This is a genomic window from Streptomyces sp. NPDC002926 (assembly GCF_053591755.1).
The window spans coordinates 81,297-99,971 of record NZ_JBSFUK010000001.1 but is presented as its reverse complement, the minus strand read 5'-3'; the positions used below and the strand labels follow the sequence as shown (position 1 = coordinate 99,971).

Annotated in this window: 12 protein-coding genes and 1 pseudogene; 6 read left to right on the top strand and 7 right to left on the bottom strand. The window is 70.7% G+C overall.

Annotation, left to right across the window (positions count from 1 at the left end; translation table 11 throughout):
* Positions 1-163 precede the first annotated feature (163 nt).
* The 5 genes and pseudogenes from ACWDZ6_RS00415 to ACWDZ6_RS00395 form a co-directional block, all read right to left on the bottom strand.
* Complete coding sequence (locus tag ACWDZ6_RS00415) at positions 164-1,453, bottom strand: citrate synthase (protein WP_366730709.1); 1,290 nt, start codon at positions 1,451-1,453, stop codon at positions 164-166.
* 234 nt (positions 1,454-1,687) lie between these two features.
* Positions 1,688-3,889, bottom strand: a pseudogene (recD2, locus tag ACWDZ6_RS00410) (SF1B family DNA helicase RecD2); the annotation flags it as partial.
* 1,136 nt (positions 3,890-5,025) lie between these two features.
* Positions 5,026-5,823: a sugar phosphate isomerase/epimerase family protein gene (locus ACWDZ6_RS00405; protein ID WP_451501449.1), complete on the bottom strand. Its 798-nt coding sequence runs from the start codon at positions 5,821-5,823 to the stop codon at positions 5,026-5,028.
* Between the two features lie 134 nt (positions 5,824-5,957).
* On the bottom strand, positions 5,958-7,100 hold the full coding sequence (locus tag ACWDZ6_RS00400) for a dihydrodipicolinate synthase family protein (protein WP_451501070.1): 1,143 nt from the start codon (positions 7,098-7,100) through the stop codon (positions 5,958-5,960).
* Positions 7,097-8,248 carry a Gfo/Idh/MocA family protein gene (locus ACWDZ6_RS00395; protein WP_451501069.1) on the bottom strand — a complete coding sequence of 384 codons (1,152 nt, stop codon included), beginning with the start codon at positions 8,246-8,248 and terminating at the stop codon, positions 7,097-7,099. The genes ACWDZ6_RS00400 and ACWDZ6_RS00395 overlap by 4 nt, the downstream gene beginning before the upstream one ends.
* Positions 8,249-8,386: 138 nt before the next feature.
* Here ACWDZ6_RS00395 and ACWDZ6_RS00390 point away from each other — a divergent pair, with 138 nt between their 5' ends.
* On the top strand, positions 8,387-9,451 hold the full coding sequence (locus ACWDZ6_RS00390) for a LacI family DNA-binding transcriptional regulator (protein WP_451501068.1): 1,065 nt from the start codon (positions 8,387-8,389) through the stop codon (positions 9,449-9,451).
* A 153-nt stretch (positions 9,452-9,604) separates the two neighbouring features.
* Here the strand turns inward: ACWDZ6_RS00390 and ACWDZ6_RS00385 are convergent, their stop codons facing one another.
* On the bottom strand, positions 9,605-11,431 hold the full coding sequence (locus ACWDZ6_RS00385) for a tetratricopeptide repeat protein (RefSeq protein WP_451501067.1): 1,827 nt from the start codon (positions 11,429-11,431) through the stop codon (positions 9,605-9,607).
* 128 nt (positions 11,432-11,559) lie between these two features.
* Here ACWDZ6_RS00385 and ACWDZ6_RS00380 point away from each other — a divergent pair, with 128 nt between their 5' ends.
* The 3 genes from ACWDZ6_RS00380 to ACWDZ6_RS00370 all read left to right on the top strand — a co-directional run bounded on the left by ACWDZ6_RS00380 (position 11,560) and on the right by ACWDZ6_RS00370 (position 13,508).
* Entirely contained in the window at positions 11,560-11,721 is a 162-nt protein-coding gene (locus ACWDZ6_RS00380) for a hypothetical protein (RefSeq protein WP_326650010.1), read from the top strand.
* A gap of 81 nt (positions 11,722-11,802) precedes the next feature.
* The gene (locus ACWDZ6_RS00375) at positions 11,803-12,738 is read left to right on the top strand and encodes a bifunctional helix-turn-helix transcriptional regulator/GNAT family N-acetyltransferase (protein WP_451501066.1); all 936 of its coding nucleotides are present in this window, start codon (positions 11,803-11,805) and stop codon (positions 12,736-12,738) included.
* Positions 12,735-13,508, top strand: coding sequence for a sugar phosphate isomerase/epimerase family protein (locus tag ACWDZ6_RS00370; RefSeq protein ID WP_451501065.1), 774 nt, complete (start codon positions 12,735-12,737; stop codon positions 13,506-13,508). The genes ACWDZ6_RS00375 and ACWDZ6_RS00370 overlap by 4 nt, the downstream gene beginning before the upstream one ends.
* Positions 13,509-13,549: 41 nt before the next feature.
* Here the strand turns inward: ACWDZ6_RS00370 and ACWDZ6_RS00365 are convergent, their stop codons facing one another.
* A complete protein-coding gene (locus ACWDZ6_RS00365; protein WP_451501064.1) occupies positions 13,550-14,464 on the bottom strand; it encodes an EamA family transporter in 915 nt (304 codons plus the stop codon).
* A gap of 112 nt (positions 14,465-14,576) precedes the next feature.
* Between ACWDZ6_RS00365 and ACWDZ6_RS00360 the strand changes: the two genes are divergently transcribed.
* A complete protein-coding gene (locus tag ACWDZ6_RS00360) occupies positions 14,577-15,482 on the top strand; it encodes a LysR family transcriptional regulator (protein ID WP_451501063.1) in 906 nt (301 codons plus the stop codon).
* 1,263 nt (positions 15,483-16,745) lie between these two features.
* On the top strand, positions 16,746-18,566 hold the full coding sequence (locus ACWDZ6_RS00355; protein WP_451501062.1) for a glycoside hydrolase family 3 protein: 1,821 nt from the start codon (positions 16,746-16,748) through the stop codon (positions 18,564-18,566).
* Positions 18,567-18,675: the final 109 nt, after the last annotated feature.

Here is an 18,675-nt window from a genome sequence, read left to right as displayed (position 1 = left end):
AGGAGCTTCTGCGGTCAGCAGACGCCCGGCCGGATCCCGTGGGGGGAATCCGCTCCGGGGAAATGGGAAGCGCCCCGCCCGCCGACCCGTGGGGGGATCGGCAGCGGGGCGCTTTCCGCTGTCCGCGCCGGTTACCGGGCGCGGACACGCATACGTACGGGTGTCAGCGAGCCTCGACCGGCACGAAGTCGCGCAGGACCTCGCCGGTGTAGATCTGGCGCGGGCGGCCGATACGGGACCCCGGCTCCTTGATCATCTCGTGCCACTGGGCGATCCAGCCGGGCAGCCGGCCGATGGCGAAGAGCACGGTGAACATCTCGGTCGGGAAGCCCATCGCCCGGTAGATCAGGCCGGTGTAGAAGTCCACGTTCGGGTAGAGGTTGCGCGAGACGAAGTAGTCGTCGGAGAGCGCGTGCTCCTCCAGCTTGAGCGCGATGTCGAGCAGCTCGTCGGACTTGCCGAGTGCCGAGAGGACATCGTGCGCCGCCGCCTTGATGATCTTCGCCCGGGGGTCGAAGCTCTTGTAGACGCGGTGGCCGAAGCCCATCAGGCGGACGCCGTCCTCCTTGTCCTTCACCTTGCGGATGAAGGAGTCGACGTCGCCGCCGTTGGTCTGGATGCCCTCGAGCATCTCCAGCACCGACTGGTTGGCGCCACCGTGCAGCGGGCCCCACAGGGCGCTGATGCCGGCGGAGATCGAGGCGAACATGTTCGCCTGCGAGGAACCGACCAGACGCACGGTGGAGGTCGAACAGTTCTGCTCGTGGTCCGCGTGCAGAATCAGCAGCTTGTCGAGCGCCGACACCACAACCGGGTCCAGGTCGTACTCCTGCGCGGGGACCGAGAAGGTCATCCGCAGGAAGTTCTCCACGTACCCGAGGTCATTGCGCGGGTAGACGAAGGGATGGCCGATCGACTTCTTGTAGGCGTACGCCGCGATCGTCGGCAGCTTGGCGAGCAGCCGGACCGTGGAGAGATGACGCTGCTTCTCGTCGAACGGATTGTGGCTGTCCTGATAGAACGTGGACAGCGCGCTGACCACGGAGGACAGCATCGCCATCGGATGGGCGTCCCGCGGGAATCCGCCGTAGAACCGCTTGACGTCCTCGTGCAGCAGCGTGTGCTGGGTGATCTCGCTCTTGAAGGCCGACAGCTCGTCGACTGTCGGAAGCTCGCCGTTGATCAGCAGGTACGCCACCTCGAGGAAGGTGGAACGCTCGGCCAGCTGCTCGATCGGGTAGCCGCGGTATCGCAGGATGCCCTGCTCGCCGTCGAGGTAGGTGATCGCGGATTTGTAGGCGGCTGTATTGCCGTATCCACTGTCCAGGGTCACCAGACCGGTCTGGGCTCGGAGCTTCCCGATGTCGAAGCCCTTGTCGCCGACGGTGCTCTCGACCACCGGGTAGGTGTGTTCACCGTCCGCGTACCGCAGTACTACAGAGTTGTCGCTCACGTCATCCCTCACCGACGTAGTGCCTCTTCTTCGAGGTGCCCTGACTGTCTCTACCATCCCCCATTTGGCTCAGGAGAGTGCACTCGGGGTCGACCATTGGGCCTATTGGCGGCACTCAGTGCCGCCAACCTGCTCATCTTGCCCCCTTCGCCCCGCTTCCGGAAGCCAGGGGTGCCGTTCGCCACCCCACGGGCCCCAGGTGTCACACCCGGCCGGCGCAGCGAATCCCGCTCAGCCGCCGGTCAGCCGGTGGTCGAGCGCGGTAAAGCGTCTGCCTGCGGAAACAGTGCGCACCGCCTGCCCGATCGCCTTACGGGAGCCGACCAGCACGACGAGTTTCTTGGCCCGGGTGACGGCGGTATAGAGGAGGTTCCGCTGGAGCATCATCCAGGCCCCGGTCGTGACCGGGATCACGACCGCCGGGTATTCGCTGCCCTGTGAGCGGTGGATGGTCACGGCGTAGGCATGGGCCAGCTCGTCCAGCTCGTCGAAGTCGTACGGAATCTCCTCGTCCTCGTCCGTCAGCACCGTCAGCCGCTGGTCGTCCAGCTGGAGCGAGGTGACCACGCCGACCGTGCCGTTGAAGACGCCGTTCTTTCCCTTCTCGTAATTGTTGCGAATCTGGGTGACCTTGTCGCCGACGCGGAAGACACGGCCGCCCAGGCGCTTCTCCGGAAGGTCGGGCCTGGCGGGCGTAATCGCCTGCTGGAGCAGACCGTTGAGCGTGCCGGCGCCCGCCGGGCCGCGGTGCATGGGCGCCAGCACCTGCACATCGCGCCGCGGATCCAGGCCGAACCTGGCGGGGATGCGGCGGGCCGCCACGTCCACCGTGAGCTTTCCCGCGTCCTCCGTCTCGTCCTCCACAAAGAGGAAGAAGTCGGAGAGACCCGAAGTGATGGGCTGGACACCGGAGTTGATGCGGTGGGCGTTGGTGACGACACCCGACTGCTGGGCCTGGCGGAAGATCCGGGTCAGCCGGACGTTCGGTACGGGCCCGCCGTCGGCGAGCAGGTCGCGCAGCACCTCGCCGGCGCCGACGCTGGGCAGCTGGTCCACATCCCCCACCAGCAGCAGATGGGCGCCGGGGGAAACGGCCTTGACCAGCTTGTTGGCGAGGAGCAGATCGAGCATGGACGCCTCGTCGACCACCACCAGATCCGCGTCGAGCGGCCGGTCCCTGTCGTACGCCGCGTCGCCGCCGGGCCTGAGTTCGAGCAGCCGGTGCACGGTGGACGCCTCGGCGCCGGTGAGTTCGGCGAGCCGTTTGGCCGCGCGTCCGGTCGGTGCGGCCAGCACCACCTTCGCCTTCCTGGCCCGGGCCAGCTCCACGATGGAGCGGACCGTGAACGACTTGCCGCAGCCGGGACCGCCGGTCAGCACGGCGACCTTCTTGGTGAGCGCGAGCCTGACCGCCGCCTCCTGCTCGGGCGCGAGCTCCGCGCCCGTACGCTCCACGAGCCAGGCCAGCGCCTTGTCCCAGACGACGTCCTGGAAGCCGGGCATCCGGTCCTCGGCGGCTCCCAACAGCCGACGCAGCTGGGCGGAGAGGGAGATCTCGGCCCGGTGGAAGGGCACCAGATACACCGCGGCGACCGGCTCGCCGCCATCCGGCGCCGGCACCTTCTCCCGTACGACCCCTTCCTCCTCGCCCGCGAGCTCGGCGAGACACTCGATGACAAGGCCGGTGTCCACCTGGAGCAGCTTCACCGCGTCGCTGATCAACTGCTCCTCGGGCAGGAAACAGTGCCCTTGGTCGGTGGACTGCGACAGGGCGTACTGCAGCCCCGCCTTGACCCGCTCCGGGCTGTCGTGCGGTATGCCGACCGCCTGCGCGATCTTGTCGGCGGTGAGGAAGCCGATGCCCCAGACGTCGGCGGCGAGGCGGTACGGCTGGTTCTTCACGACCGAGATCGAGGCGTCCTCGTACTTCTTGTAGATGCGCACCGCGATGGACGTGGAGACGCCGACCCCCTGCAGGAAGACCATGACCTCCTTGATGGCCTTCTGCTCCTCCCAGGCCACGCCGATCAACTTCGTCCGCTTCGGGCCGAGTCCGGGGACCTCGATGAGCTTCTCGGGCTGCTGCTCGATGATGTCGAGCGTGTCGATGCCGAAGTGCTCGACGATGCGCTCGGCGATCTTGGGGCCGATTCCCTTGATCAGGCCCGAGCCGAGATAGCGGCGGATGCCCTGGATCGTGGCCGGCAGGACGGTCGTGTAGTTCTCCACGGTGAACTGCTTGCCGTACTGGGGGTGGGAGCCCCAACGGCCCTCCATACGCAGCGACTCGCCCGGCTGCGCGCCGAGCAGCGAGCCGACCACCGTGAGGAGATCACTGCCGCGTCCCGTGTCGACCCGGGCGACCGTGTAGCCGTTCTCCTCGTTGGCATAGGTGATCCGCTCGAGGACGCCTTCGAGCACTGCTGGATTGGACATGATCCGACGCTACCGCCGGGGTCCGACAATGCGGAGGGCCTGTGGACAACTCGGGCCCGTCGCGGGCCCCGGCCAGTCAAGGGGGCCCGGCCGATCGACCGGGCCCCTCGCACTCCCCCTCCGTCAAAGCTCCCTGATCCCCCCAGATCCCTCCCCGGGAGCTTTGATGACAGGTAGACCCGCGTCACGCGGAAAGGGTTGTACGACTTCGGGCAGTTATTTTTCCGGAGTTCCGGAAGCCGACAAAGCGGTCTCATCCTGGGCGTTCCGGCCCAGCGTGGGGTGCGGGTGCCCCGGGGGTGCGGGGCGTGGAGTTCCCCCACCCCGCCCCTTCCCGAAACTGTGGGCGATGCCCCCAGGCCCCCTGGGGGAGGGTTCGTGGGGGCCGGCGCCCCCACGCCCCCGGATCGGCAGCTCCGCGCCGCGGTGCGCCGGCTGCGCTCCGCCGCAGGCCAGAGGTTGGGGTTGCTGCCCCACGCGCCCAGCGCGGCAACTTCACGCCGCCACAACGGGACGTTCCGGCGGCAGCACCGCGAGCCGCCCGGCAGCGTGGCCTCAGCCCCCTCACATCACCGGGTGCGGGCACCCGAGGGCCCAGCGCCCGCCCTTGGCAGGGGGACGCGCAGGGGTCGGCGTCGCAACTCGCGCGCAGCGCTGTGAGGAAAGCAGTCCCCGGACAGCCACCGTCCCAAGACCGCCCGCGGCGGGACGTTCCGGCGGCTCCGGGTCGCGGCCCCTCACACCGCTCAGGTGCGGGCACCCGAGGGCTCAGCGCCCGCCCCTGGCAGGGGGACGCGCAGGGGTCGTGTCCGGGACGTAAAGCGTCGCAACTCGCGCGAAGCGCGGTGAGGAAAGCAGTCCCGGACACGAGCCCCGGAGCGGACCCCGGACGACCACCGGCCAAGACCGGCCACGCCCAAGCACCCAAAACCCGCACCCCGCAAGGAACCCGCACCCAAGCCCCCCACCCCGCAAGGAACCCGCCCCCGGCGCCGGTCACGCCCACGCACCCGCCAGGGACCCGCACCCTCCGGAGACCGAGCACGCCCACGCACCCGGCAGGGAACCCACACCGGGACCACGGCACCCGCAAGGGACCGCCCCGCGAGCACCCACCCCGCCAGGCACCCACTCCCCTACAGCACATGCTCCCCGTACCGCATCACCGTTTCCCCCAGTACCTCCACCCCGTCCCGCGCCCACAGCCCCCCGTTGAACAGCTCCACCTCGATCGCGCCCCCGTACCCCGCCCCGTCCACCCGTTCCCGCCACTCCCGCAGGTCGATCGCCCCGTCCCCGATCTGGCCCCGCCCGTCCAGCACCCCCGCCGGCAACGGCGTCGTCCAGTCCGCCAGTTGGAATGCGTGGATCCGGCCCGACGAGCCCGCCCGCGCCACCGCCGCCGGGGCCGTGTCGTCCCACCAGATGTGGTACGTGTCCACCACCACGCCCACCTGCGACGCCGGGAAACGCTCGGCGAGGTCCAGCGCCTGCGTCAGCGTGGAGACCACGCACCGGTCCGCCGCGTACATCGGGTGCAGCGGCTCGATCGCCAGCCGTACGCCCCGCTCCCCCGCGTAAGGAGCCAGCACGGCGAGCGCGTCCGCGATACGTGACCGCGCCGCCGCCAAGTCCCGGCTGCCCGGCGGAAGTCCGCCCGAGACCAGGACCAGCGTGTCCGTGCCGAGCGTCGCCGCCTCGTCGATCGCCGCGCGGTTGTCGTCCAGCGCGCGCGCCCGCTCAGCCGCCTCGATCGCCGTGAGAAAGCCGCCACGGCACAGACTTGTGACCGCCAGCCCCGCGTCCCGTACGAGCTTCGCCGCCGCCTCGACCCCGTACGCCCGCACCGGTTCGCGCCACAGCCCCATCCCCGGAATGCCGAACACCGCACAGGAGTCGACGAGTTCGGGGAGGGTGAGCTGCTTCACCGTCATCTGGTTGATGCTGAAGCGCGTCAGGTCGACGGCATCCGGACCGGTCACTGGGCGGCTCCGTCCATGTTCACCGGTCACTGGGCGACTCCGTACATACTCACCGGTCGCTGGGCGACTCCGTACACTCTCACCGGTCACTGGGCGACTCCGTACATGTTCAGCAGGGATTTCATACGGGACTGGGCCAGCACCGGGTCCGGGAACAGGCCGAGCCCGTCCGCCAGTTCGTAGGCCCGGCAGAGGTGCGGCAGCGAGCGCGCCGACTGCAGGCCGCCCACCATCGTGAAGTGCGACTGGTGTCCGGCCAGCCAGGCCAGCAGCACCACACCCGTCTTGTAGAAGCGCGTCGGCGGCTGGAAGAGATGGCGGGACAACCCGACCGTCGGGTCGAGGCGTTCACGGAAGCCGCAGACATCACCTGTGTCGAGCGCCCGTACCGCGTGCGCCGCCAACGGGCCCAGCGGGTCGAAGATCCCGAGCAGCGCATGGCTGAAGCCGCGGTCGTCGCCCGCGATCAGTTCGGGGTAGTTGAAGTCGTCGCCGGTATAGCACCGCACACCTTCGGGGAGTCGCCGGCGCAGGTCGATCTCGCGCCGGGCGTCCAGCAGCGAGATCTTGATGCCGTCGATCTTGTCCGGATGGGCGTGAATGACGTCAAGGAGGACCGAGGTGGCCGCGTCCAGGTCGGGGGAGCCCCAGTAGCCCCCGAGCGCCGGGTCGAACATCGGCCCCAGCCAGTGCAGGATCACCGGCTCGGACACCTGGCGCAGCAGATGGGAGTAGAGGTCCAGGTAGTCGTCCGGAGTACGGGCCGCCGCGGCCAGGGCACGGGATGCCATCAGGATCGCCCGCGCGCCCGTCTCCTCGACGAGCGCGAGCTGTTCCTCGTACGCGGCGCGGACCGCCATCAGGTCGGCGGGCCCCGTCAGCTGATCCGTGCCGGCACCGCACGCGATCGCGCCGCCCACCGCCTTCGCCTCCGCCGCCGAGCGCCGGATCAGCTCCGCCGCGCCCGCCCAGTCCAGGCCCATCCCGCGCTGCGCCGTGTCCATCGCCTCCGCCACGCCGAGTCCGTGCGCCCACAGATGGCGGCGGAAGGCGAGCGTCGCGTCCCAGTCCACGGCGGCGGGCGACCCCCACGACGTATCGGCGTACGGGTCGGCGACGACATGCGCTGCCGAGAAGACTGTGCGAGAGGTGAGCGGCGTGTCTCCCGCGGCGAACACGGCCGGTTCGGTGCGGGGTTCGTACACCCCGTGCAGGAGCCTGATCGTCACAGCGACAGCTCCGGTACGTCGAACCGGCGGCCCTCGGCCGAGGACTTCAGGCCCAGCTCGGCGAGCTGCACACCACGGGCGCCCGCCAGCAGGTCCCAGTGGTACGGCTCACCGAGGGCGACATGGCGCAGAAACAGCTCCCACTGCGCCTTGAAGCCGTTCTCGAACTCCGTGTTGTCCGGCACCTCCTGCCACTGGTCACGGAAGGATTCGGTCGCGGGCAGGTCGGGGTTCCACACAGGCTTCGGGGTGGCGGAGCGGTGCTGGACGCGGCAGCGGCGCAGGCCCGCGACAGCCGAGCCGTGGGTGCCGTCCACCTGGAACTCCACCAGTTCGTCGCGGTTCACGCGTACCGCCCAGGAGGAGTTGATCTGGGCGACGGCCCCGCCCTCCAGCCGGAAGATGCCGTACGCGGAGTCGTCGGCGGTCGCGGCGTACGGCTTGCCGCGCTCGTCCCAGCGCTGCGGGACATGCGTGGCGACCTGCGCCGTCACACTCGTCACCCGGCCGAACAGCTCGTGCAGTACGTACTCCCAGTGCGGGAACATGTCGACGACGATGCCGCCGCCGTCCTCGCTGCGGTAGTTCCAGCTCGGGCGCTGCGCCCCCTGCCAGTCGCCCTCGAAGACCCAGTATCCGAACTCGCCGCGCAGGGACAGAATCTCGCCGAAGAAGCCGCCGTCCACCAGCCGCTTCAGTTTCAGCAGCCCCGGCAGGAAGATCTTGTCCTGTACGACGCCGTGTCTGACGCCGGCGGCCTCGGCGAGGCGGGCCAGCTCCAGTGCGCCGGCCAGGTCGGTCGCGGTCGGCTTCTCGGTGTAGATGTGCTTGCCGGCGGCGATGGCCCGCTTGACCGAGGCGACGCGGGCGGAGGTGAGCTGCGCGTCGAAGTAGATGTCGACGCTGTCGTCGGCGAGTACGGCGTCGAGGTCGGTCGACCAGTGCGAGAGGCCGTGCCGTTCGGCGATCTCACGCAGCGCGTGCGCGCGGCGGCCGACGAGGACCGGCTCGGGCCAGAGCAGATCGCCGTCCCGGAGGTCGAGGCCGCCCTGTTCGCGGATCGCGAGGAGGGAGCGCACCAGATGCTGGCGGTATCCCATCCGGCCCGTGACGCCGTTCATGGCGATCCGCACTGTCCTGAGTGTCACGAAGTTGCCTCCATGTCCCCTCGATGGTTCCGAATTCCCTCGATTTGACAGTAGCAAGCGCTTTCTACACGGTATGAAGCTAGCCTGCCGACAGTGGCCCGGACAAGGGCTCGGTTCCATCTCCCGCGGAGGAAAGCGATGACAGTCACCCTGGCGGATGTGGCGGCCCGCGCCCGGGTGTCCCCGGCCACCGTCTCCCGTGTGCTGAACGGCAACTACCCGGTCGCCGCGTCCACGCGGGAACGGGTGCTGCGCGCGGTCGACGAGCTCGACTACGTACTGAACGGCCCCGCGAGCTCGCTCGCCGCGGCCACCTCCGACCTGGTCGGCATCCTCGTCAACGACATCGCCGACCCGTTCTTCGGGATCATGGCCGGAGCCGCCCAGAGCGAGATCGGCAGCCAGGAAGGGGCCGGACGGGCCGGCGGCGAGAAGCTGGCCGTCGTCTGCAACACCGGGGGTTCACCGGAGCGCGAGCTGACCTATCTCACCCTGCTCCAGCGGCAGCGGGCCGCGGCCGTGGTGCTGACCGGCGGCGCGCTGGAGGACCCGGGCCACATCGCGGCGATGACCTCGAAACTGGCGAGGCTCGCGGACGCCGGCACCATCGTGGTGCTCTGCGGGCGGCCGCCGCTGCCCGGCAGCGACGCCATCGCCGCCGCGCTCGCCTTCGACAACCGGGGCGGCGGACGGCGGCTCACCGAGCATCTGCTCGCGCTGGGTCACCGCACGATCGGATACGTCGCGGGGCCCGCGGAGCGCACCACGACGCGCCACCGCCTGGAGGGCCACCGGGCCGCGCTGGCCGCCGCGGGACTCGACGAGAACCAAGACCGGCTCACCGTGCACGGTCCGTACGCCCGCCGCTCCGGCTATGACGCGGCACTCGAACTGCTCCGCCGCGAACCGGGGTTGACGGCGATCGTGGCCGCCAACGACACGGTCGCACTGGGCGCCTGCGCGGCCCTGCGCGACCAGGGCCTGCGCATCCCGGAGGACATCTCGGTGGCCGGCTTCGACGACCTCCCGTTCTCGGTGGACGCGGTGCCCGCGCTGACGACCGTACGACTGCCGCTGTACGAGGCGGGGGCGCGGGCGGGCCGGCTGGCGATGGGCAAGGAGGCGCCGCCGCCTGGGGGCATCGCGACGATCGGCGCGGAGCTGATGGCACGGGCGTCGACGGCCCCGCCCGGGAAAAGGTGAGCGCGGGAGCCGGGTGAGGGAGCGCGGCACCGTCGCGACCGGCGCCGCAGCCGGATGAGGGAGCGCGGCACCATGGCGACCAGCGCGGGAGCCGGATGAGCGAGCGCGGCACCATCGCGACCGGAGCCGGCGCCGGAGCGGTTGAGGCGCGGGCTACTGATCGATGGCGAGCGAGCACTCCTCGACAGCCCGGCGCACCGCGTCGGCCGCGTCGGGCGCCAGCAGGCCGTCGACCGACAGAACGTCCTGGAGGGGTTCGATCACCGAGCTCAGAACGGCGTCGCGCTCTTCCTGCGGGACCAGCGCGACGCCCTTGCGCAGCGCTGCCAGCCCCTCCGCCCCACGACCGGTCAGCAGCAGTGTGTCCGCCAGGTCGAACAGCGGCCACGAGTCGTTCGATCCGGTGTCCTGCACCGCGAAGAGCGCCAGGTGTTCCAACTGTCCGAAGCGTCGGAGCGCGGGGGCGGTGTCCGTCCTGCGCAACCCCGCCAGGAGGAGTTCGATCCTTGCCACGTTCATCAGCGGATAGGTGCTGTTTCCGCTGAGTCTGCTTGCCTTCTGGTAGCAGGAGAGTGAGCGCTCCAACAGGGCGGTGTCGAAGGCCCCTTGTCCGCCGCCCTTCCGGGCGAGCCTGCGGTGGAGGCCGCCGAGCGTCGCCCAGGTCTCGGAGTCCTGGTCGTCCAGCGCGACGGCCCGGTCGAACGCCTCGACGGCCGCCTCGTCCGACGTACCTCTCTTGCTCAGCGTGAGACCGATCTCCCGCCAGGCCGGAGCGAAGTCCTCCTTCAGCTGGGCGGACACCTTCAAAGGCGCCTCGGCCTCCTCGTACCGCCCCTCCTTGCGCAGCGCCACGCCCAGCTCGAAGTGGGCCCGCCAGCCGGCCGGGTTGCGGGAGACCGCCTGCTGAAGCAGTTCGATACGGCGGGCCCGCGAAGGACTCTTCAGGGCAGCCCCGATCAGATCCTCACCCTGTTGCTCACGGAGGCTGCGGATCTCCTCCTGGAGGGAGTCGTGTTCGGCCCGCGTGATGAGCATGAAGGCCGCGCCGTCGCGGACCGGGCTGTCCACCCGCGACGGGCTCCTCAGTCCGCCCACGGCCGCCTCGGTGATCTGGCGGATCGACTCCTCCAGCTCGTCCGGCATCGGACCGTACGGGATGACCCGGCTCGAGGAGGCGTTGAATCTGACGTCGCCCACGTTCTGGCAGATGGGGATGGTGACACCGTCCCGCAGCGCCCAGCGGACCCCGAGCTCCAGATAGACGTTGGCGTTGGCACCGCTGAGGTCGGCGATGTAGACATCGGCGTCGAACGCCTCGGAGAACATGGAACGGTGGATGGCACCGGTCGCCGTCTTCTCCTTCTCGATGACGAGTGCGGTGCGGCGCCCCAGGTGTTCGCCGATGCGCTCGGCGACGGGTTCCAGGAGGCGTCTCCTGATCTCCGGGATGCTCGACCAGGCAGCCGCTTCGCCCATCGTGGACCCCGGCATGGCAACGAAGATGCGCACTTCTCGTGGGTCGCTCACGGTCTCTCCACCCGCTACTGGCCGCTCTGCCCGCTCCGGCGGGTCCGCCCGGTCCCGCTGCTCCGCCCGGTCCGGCTGCTGCTCCGTCCCGTCGGCCTCGGCCTCGGCCTCGGCCGGCGAACTGCCCTGGGCACGCTTGCTCGTGGTCTGCAACAGCTGGAGTTCTCGCCAGCGCGAGCGCCACACCTCGAGCTCCGGATCCTGTCGCGTGACGGAGCGTCGGCGGCCGTCGTGAGCCATCAGGGTCTGCACCAGGGCCATCAGGAAGTCGAGGCCCGGCAGCCGCTTGCCGGTGAGCACCTCGCTGACCGCGGACGCCGACAGCGGACGGCTCGGCGGCGCGTGGCGCTCGATCACCCGGAGGGAGGGATTGCCGTGCTCGATCCGCAGAACGGTGAGGTCGTGGGCGAGTTCGGCCAGCGCCTGAGTGAGTTCGTCGTCTCCCTGTGCCACAGGCAACAGGCTAGGGTCCGCGCCACCGGACGACGACGTACTTGCCCGAACACCGCCGCATGTACGCCTCTCTGCGGGTTCGTTCGTCCCGTGGTGGGGACGGCCGGGCGGCCCCGTGCACTGGATCCATGACGAACAACAACAGCACTCTCGACCTGATCGCGCTCCTGTGCCTGATCGCCCTGGCGACGGTCGTCTATATCGCCACCGGGCCGGAGGCCTTCGCCGCCGTGACGGGGGTGGGCGTGGGTCTGTTCACCAGCTGGCGCGGCCGGCGCGACCGCGAATAGCGAAGGGGCAGCTCAGCCCTTGCGGGGGCCGGGACCCCGCCGTACCGTTGACTCAGTCAAGGGAAAAGCTCGGAGCAGCTCATGCCGATCCATGAAATCCGCGCCTTCAACCGTTTCTACACCAACCTCATCGGCGCGCTCGACTACAGCAAGCACCTCTACACCCCGTACACGCTGACCGAATCGCGTGTGCTGTACGAACTCGCCCACAGCCCCCGTACCGACGCCGCCGACCTGCGCGCCGAACTCTCGCTCGACGCGGGCTACTTGAGTCGGCTGCTGGCCAAGTTCGAGCGGGACGGGCTGGTCGTGCGGGCGCCTTCCGATCTCGATCCGCGGCGGCAGCGGATAACCCTCACCACCCGCGGGCGAGAGGCCGCGGCCCTCCTCGACGAGCGGTCGCGGGAGGCCGTCGGGGCGATGCTCTCCAAGGTGCCGTCGGACGAGCGGCCGCGGCTGGCCGTGGCGATGCGGACCGTACGCGAGATCCTCGGCCGCGGCCGGCCCGCGTACCGCGACGGCCCGGTGCTGCGCGATCCGGGTCCCGGCGACCTCGGCTGGATCGTGCAGCGGCACGGCGCGCTGTACGCCACCGAGTACGGCTGGAACGCCGACTTCGAGGGCCTCGTCGCCCGGATCGTCGCGGACTTCGCACAGGACCACGATCCCCATCTGGAGCGGGTGTGGATCGCCGAGCTGGACGGGCGTCCGGTGGGCTCGGTCATGTGCGTACGGGACGACGCGCCCGCCACCGCCCGGCTGCGGCTCCTGCTCGTCGAGCCGGAGGCCCGTGGTCATGGCCTCGGCGATCAGCTGGTCCGCCGCGTCGTGGACTTCGCGCGCGACGTGGGGTACCGGGAACTGGTGCTGTGGACCAATGACGTACTGGCCGGGGCCCGCCGGATCTACCAGCGGGAGGGGTTCACCCTCGTCGCCGAGAAGCCGCACCGTTCCTACGGTGCGGATCTGGTCGGCCAGGACTGGCGGCTGCCCCTTCAGGAAGGAACGATCAAGTGAGGTATGCGTTCTCGACGCTCGGTGTCCCCGGCATGCCGATCCCCGACGTGGTGCGGCTCGCCGCCGACACCGGATACCAGGGGGTGGAGCTGCGCGCCCACCCCGAGGAGCCGGTACATCCCGGCATCTCCGTGCGGGAACGGGCCGTCGTGGCCGGGGAGTTCGAGCGGGCGGGCGTGGAGATCCTGACCGTCTGCGGATACGCGCGCGTCGCGGCGGCGGACGACGAGCGGGTGGGCGAGGAGATCGACGAACTGCTCCGGCTGGCGAGGGACTTGGGAGCACCGTATGTACGCGTCTTCCCCGGCGGCGGCGACCAGGACCCCGCCGTTGCCGACGCCACCGCCGCCCGCCGACTGGGCGCGGCCGCGGAGACCGCGGCGGGCCTGGGCGTACGGATCCTGCTGGAGACCCACGACTCGCACCGCACCGGCGCCGCCGTGTCCCGCGTCCTGGGGCCGGTCGGGCATAAGCACGCGGGCGCGCTCTGGGACGTACTGCACCCCTGGCTCGCCGGCGAGGATCCGGCCACGACGCATGCCGCGGTCGCCCCGTTCCTCGGCTATGTGCAGGTCAAGGACGTCGCCTCGGCGGCGGACCACACGCCGATCGCGCTCGGCACCGGCGTGCTGCCGCTCGCCGAATGCCTGGCGACGCTCACCGAAGAGACATGGCTGTGCTGGGAGTACGAGAAGCGCTGGTATCCGCAGGCGGCGGAACTGCCGCGGCTGCTGGCGCCCGGTCGGGAGTATCTGGAGAACCTGGCCTGACGCGGCTCGTCGGGTCGGCTCCCGCGGGCGAGGCTCGCGCTTCAGGAGGGCTCCAGCGCACGGGTCCGCTCCGGCAGGTCCGCCCGCGGGGTGGCAGGGGCACGGCGGCCGCCCAGCGAGGTCAGCGCCACCCCGCCGACCAGCAGGACCGCCGCGCCCCAGCGCAGCGGGCTCACCGACTCGTCCAGCAGCAGCGCCGCGGAGGACATGCCGAAGACCGGCACCAGCAGCGAGAAGGGCGCGACGGAGGAGGCGGGGTAGCGACGCAGCAGGAAGCCCCAGGCTCCGAAGCCGAAGACCGTGGCGCCCCAGGCGACGTAGACGATGGTTCCCGCCCCGCTCCAGTCCAGCGAACGCAGCGCGTCCAGATCGGCCGTCGGGCCTTCGAAGAGCAGCGAGAGCGCGAGGAGCGGCAGTACGGGCACGGTGGACACCCAGATCATGAAGTTCAGCGCGTCCGGCGGGGACGCTTTGCGGGTCAGCACATTGGACACGCCCCAGCAGGCGGCGGCCGCGATGACGAGCACGAAGGCGAGGACGGGTCCCGAAGCACCTTCGTCGACCGCCGCGACGGCGATACCGGACAGGGCGACGCTCATACCCAGCACGTTTGTCCTGCCCGGGCGTTCACCGAGGACGACGGCGGCGAAGACCGCCGTGAAGACGGCCTGGATCTGCAGGACGAGCGAGGACAGGCCGGCCGGCATACCCCGGTCCATCCCGATGAAGAGCAGCCCGAACTTGGCGACACCCAGGGCCAGTCCGACGCCGACGACCCATTTCCAGGCGACCTTCGGGCGTCCCACGAAGAAGACCGCCGGCAACGCCGCGACCAGGAACCGGAGCGCGGAGAAGAGCAGGGGCGGGAAGTGGCCGAGCCCGAGCTCGATGACGACGAAGTTCACTCCCCAGACCGCGGTGACCAGGACGGCGAGTGCCATGTGTACGGGACGCATGGATCGAGGATCACCGCCCTCGACCCTTTAGCACCAGCGAGGGTTTCTTCATGGTGGAATTGAGCGTTGCTTACGAATGCCTGCTGAGGCTCCGACGAAAGGGAGAGCAGTCATGCTCGATCTGGGACGACTGCGCGCGCTGCACGCCGTATCCGTGCACGGTTCCGTGGCCGCCGCGGCGATCGCCCTCGGGTACACCCCGTCCGCCGTGTCGCAGCAGATCACCAAGTTGGAGCGGGAGACGCGCACGACTCTGCTGGAACGGCAGGGCCGGGGAGTGGCGCTCACCGACGACGCACGTCATCTGGCGTCCACCGCACAGGAGTTGCTCGCGATCGTCGAGCGCGCGGAGACCACACTGGAGGAGCGCAGGGGGCTGCCGACGGGGCGGCTCGCCATCGGCGCCTTCGCCACCGCCGCCCGCGGTCTGCTGCCGGGGGTGCTCGCCGAACTGGGCCGCGAGCACCCCGGACTCGACGCCCGGATGACCGAGGTCGACCCGCATCTCTCCATCGACCTGGTGGCCCGCGGCATGATCGACGTCGCTGTCGCACACGACTGGGACATCGCACCACTGCCCGCGCCGGAAGGGGTGGAGCAGGCGGTGATCGGCGATGACCTGTGCGATCTGCTGGTGCCGGAGGAGCATGCGCTGGCGGGGCGCGCGTCCGTACGCCGCGAGGAGCTGGCCGGCGAGCGCTGGATCTGCCAGCCGCCCGGCACGGTCTGCCACGACTGGCTGGTCCGTACGCTGCGGGCGTCGGGCTGCGAGCCCGATCTGGCCCACCGGGCCGAGGAATACCACACCCAGCTCGCACTGGTCGCGGCAGGCCTTGGCATCGCGATGATCCCGCGCCTCGGCCGCGGAGCGCTGCCGGCGGGGGTGCGGGCGGTCAGCCTGGACCCGGTGCCGAAGCGCCGCCTGTACGCCCTGTGGCGCACGGGCGCGGCGCGTCGCCCCGCGATCACGGCAACGGTGGAGACGCTCCAGCGGCACTGGGCGGTCGCGACGCGGTGACGGGGCGTGGAGCTTCCCCCACCCCGCCCCTTCCCGAAACTGTGGGCGTCGCCCCCAGGCCCCCTGGGGGAGGGATTCGTGGGGGCCGGCGCCCCCACGCCCCAGGTGCGGCGGTCTGGGGCCATCAACCTCGCGGAGTGCGCCGACTGCGCCCCGCCGCAGGCCAGAAGTTGGCTTCACGACGCCACAACGGGACGTTCCGGCGGCTCCGCCGCGAGCCGCCCGGCAGCGCGGCCTCACCCACCTACGGCCACCGACTTCGGGTCGCAGCCCCTCACACCACCGGGTGCGGGCACCCGAGGGACCCGCCCTCGCCCCCTGGCAGGGGGACGCGCAGGGGTCGGCGTCGCAACTCGCGCGAAGCGCGGTCCCCCGGACAGCCACCGGCCCAAGACCGCCCGCGGCGGGACGTTCCGGCGGCTCCGGGTCGCGGCCCCTCACACCGCTCAGGTGCGGGCACCCGAGGGACCCGCCCTTACCCCCTGGCAGGGGGACCCGCAGGGGTCGGCGTCGCAACACCGCGCGAAGCGCGGTGAGGAAAGCAGTCCCCGGACAGCCACCGGCCAAAGACCGCCCGCGGCCGGACGTTCGGGCGGCGGCTCCGGGTCGCGGCCCCTCACACCGCTCAGGTGCGGGCACCCGAGGGCTCAGCGCCCCCCCCTGGCAGGGGGACGCGCAGGGGTCGTGTCCGGGACGTAAAGCGTCGCAACTCGCGCGAAGCGCGGTGAGGAAAGCAGTCCCGGACACGAGCCCCGGAGCGGACCCCGGACGGCCACCGGCCAAGACCGGACACGCCCAAGCACCCAAAACCCGCACCCCGCAAGGCACCCGCCCCCAAGCCCCGCACCCCGCAAGGAACCCGCGCCCCCGGCGCCAGTCACGCCCACGCACCCGCCAGGGACCCGCACCCCCCGCAAGGAACCCCCGCACCATTTCCGCCGAATCACCGATTCGCCGGAACCCCTACCCACCCCCGCCCGTCTAACGGGCCGTACTGCTGGTGAGTCTCCGCAGAGCGGTATCGGCCCTCGCTGGCTGCGATCGCCGACCACCCCTCTCCAGCCGCCTGCGGCCGGCAGCACACCGCCACCGGTGCGCCCCCTCCGACAGCGCCGGTGGCGGACCCCCGTCCCGGTGACCTTTCGCGCGCCGCGCGTCCTTTCTGTTGCCACACCCTTGACCTGGCAGTAACTTTCCGGCTATCCGTGAATCCTTGGAAGTTTCCTTCAACTCCCTTGTCGAGCAAGGCCGGAAGGAGCACCCATGCACGACCGGAGCCTTTCCAGACGAACTCTCCTCACCGCGACCGCCGCGACCGCCGCAAGCGCCACGACCGCCCTGGCGGCGAGTACCGTCGTCGCCGCCCCCACCCGCCCCACCTACCACCTCAAGCGGCTCATCGCCCGGATGAGCCTCGAGGAGAAGATCGGCCAGCTCTTCGTGATGCGGGTGTACGGGCACTCCGCCACCGCCCCCGACCAGGCCGACATCGAGCTGAACATCGCGGAGATGGGCGTACGTTCCGCCGCCGAGCTGGTCGCCAAGTACCACGTCGGCGGCATCATCTACTTCATCTGGGCGCACAACACCCGTGACCCGCACCAGATCGCCGACCTGTCCAACGGCATCCAGCGGGCCGGGCTCGCGCAGCCCACACCCGTACCGCTGCTGATCTCCACCGACCAGGAACACGGCATCGTGGCTCGCTTGGGCAGGCCCGCCACCCTGATGCCGGGTGCGATGGCGCTGGGCGCGGGCGGATCACGGTCCGCCGCCCGTACCGCCGCACAGATCGCGGGTGCCGAACTGGCCGCCGTGGGCATCGTCCAGAACTACGCTCCGGTCGCCGACGTCAATATCAACCCCGCCAACCCGGTCATCGGCGTACGGTCCTTCGGCGCCGACCCGCGCGCCGTCGCCGGTCTGGTCGCCGCACAGGTCCGCGGCTACCAGAGCTCCGGCATCGCAGCGACGTCGAAGCACTTCCCGGGGCACGGCGACACCACCGTCGACAGTCATACGGGCATCCCTGTCATCACGCACACCCGCGCGCAGTGGGAGGAGACGGACGCTCCGCCGTTCCGGGCGGCGATCGCCGCCGGCATCGACTCGATCATGACGGCGCACATCCAGTTCCCGGCGCTGGACCCGAGCAACGACCCGGCCACGCTCTCCCGCCCCATCCTCACCGGCATTCTGCGCGAAGAGCTCGGCTACGACGGCGTGGTCGTCACCGACGCACTCAATATGCAGGGCGTACGGGACAAGTACGGCGACCACCGGGTGCCGGTGCTCGCGCTCGCGGCCGGCGTCGACCAGCTGCTCAATCCGCCGGATCTGGCCGTCGCCTGGAACGGCGTCCTCAGCGCCGTCAAGAGCGGCGAGATCAGCGTGGCACGCATCGAGGAATCGATCCTCCGCATCCTCCTGCTCAAGGAGAAGCTGGGGCTGTTCCGCCAACCGTTCGTCTCCCACCGGGGGGTGGACCGTACCGTCGGCACCCGCGCGCACCTCGCCGCCGCCGACCGGATCGCCGAGCGGACGACCACCCTCCTCGTCAACGAGGGCGGGCTGCTACCACTGAGCGGGCGTGGACACGGCAACCTCCTGATCGTCGGCGCCGACCCCGCCTCGCCCACCGGCACGACCGGACCACCGACCACCGTCCTGGCGAACTCCTTCACCGAACTGGGCTTCAGTGCCACCGCGCTGTCCACCGGTATCACCCCGACCGCGGCGAAGATCGACGAGGCGGTGGCGGCGGCCGGCGGCAAGGACGCCGTGATCGTCGGTACGTACAACGTCTCGGCGACCAGCAGCCAGCGCACCCTGGTGGCCAGGCTCATCGCGACGGGCGTCCCGGTCGTCGTCCTCGCCATCCGCAATCCGTACGACATCGCCCAGCTCGGCGGCGCCCGTGCCGCGCTCGCCGCGTACTCCTGGACCGATGTCGAACTGCGGGCCGCGGCACGGGTGATCGCGGGGCGGGCCGATCCCGGGGGACGGCTGCCCGTGCCGGTGCAGCGGGCGGACGATCCGTCCCGCGTGCTCTACCCGATCGGATACGGGCTGACGTACGACTGACGTACGACTGTCGCACACGGACGGCCGCGCACCCCCGTCGCGCTCCCCCCAATTGTCCCGAAGCGCCCCGTGCGTCTGGCGTGCGCCCGCCTCGGCGGGTCACGCTGGA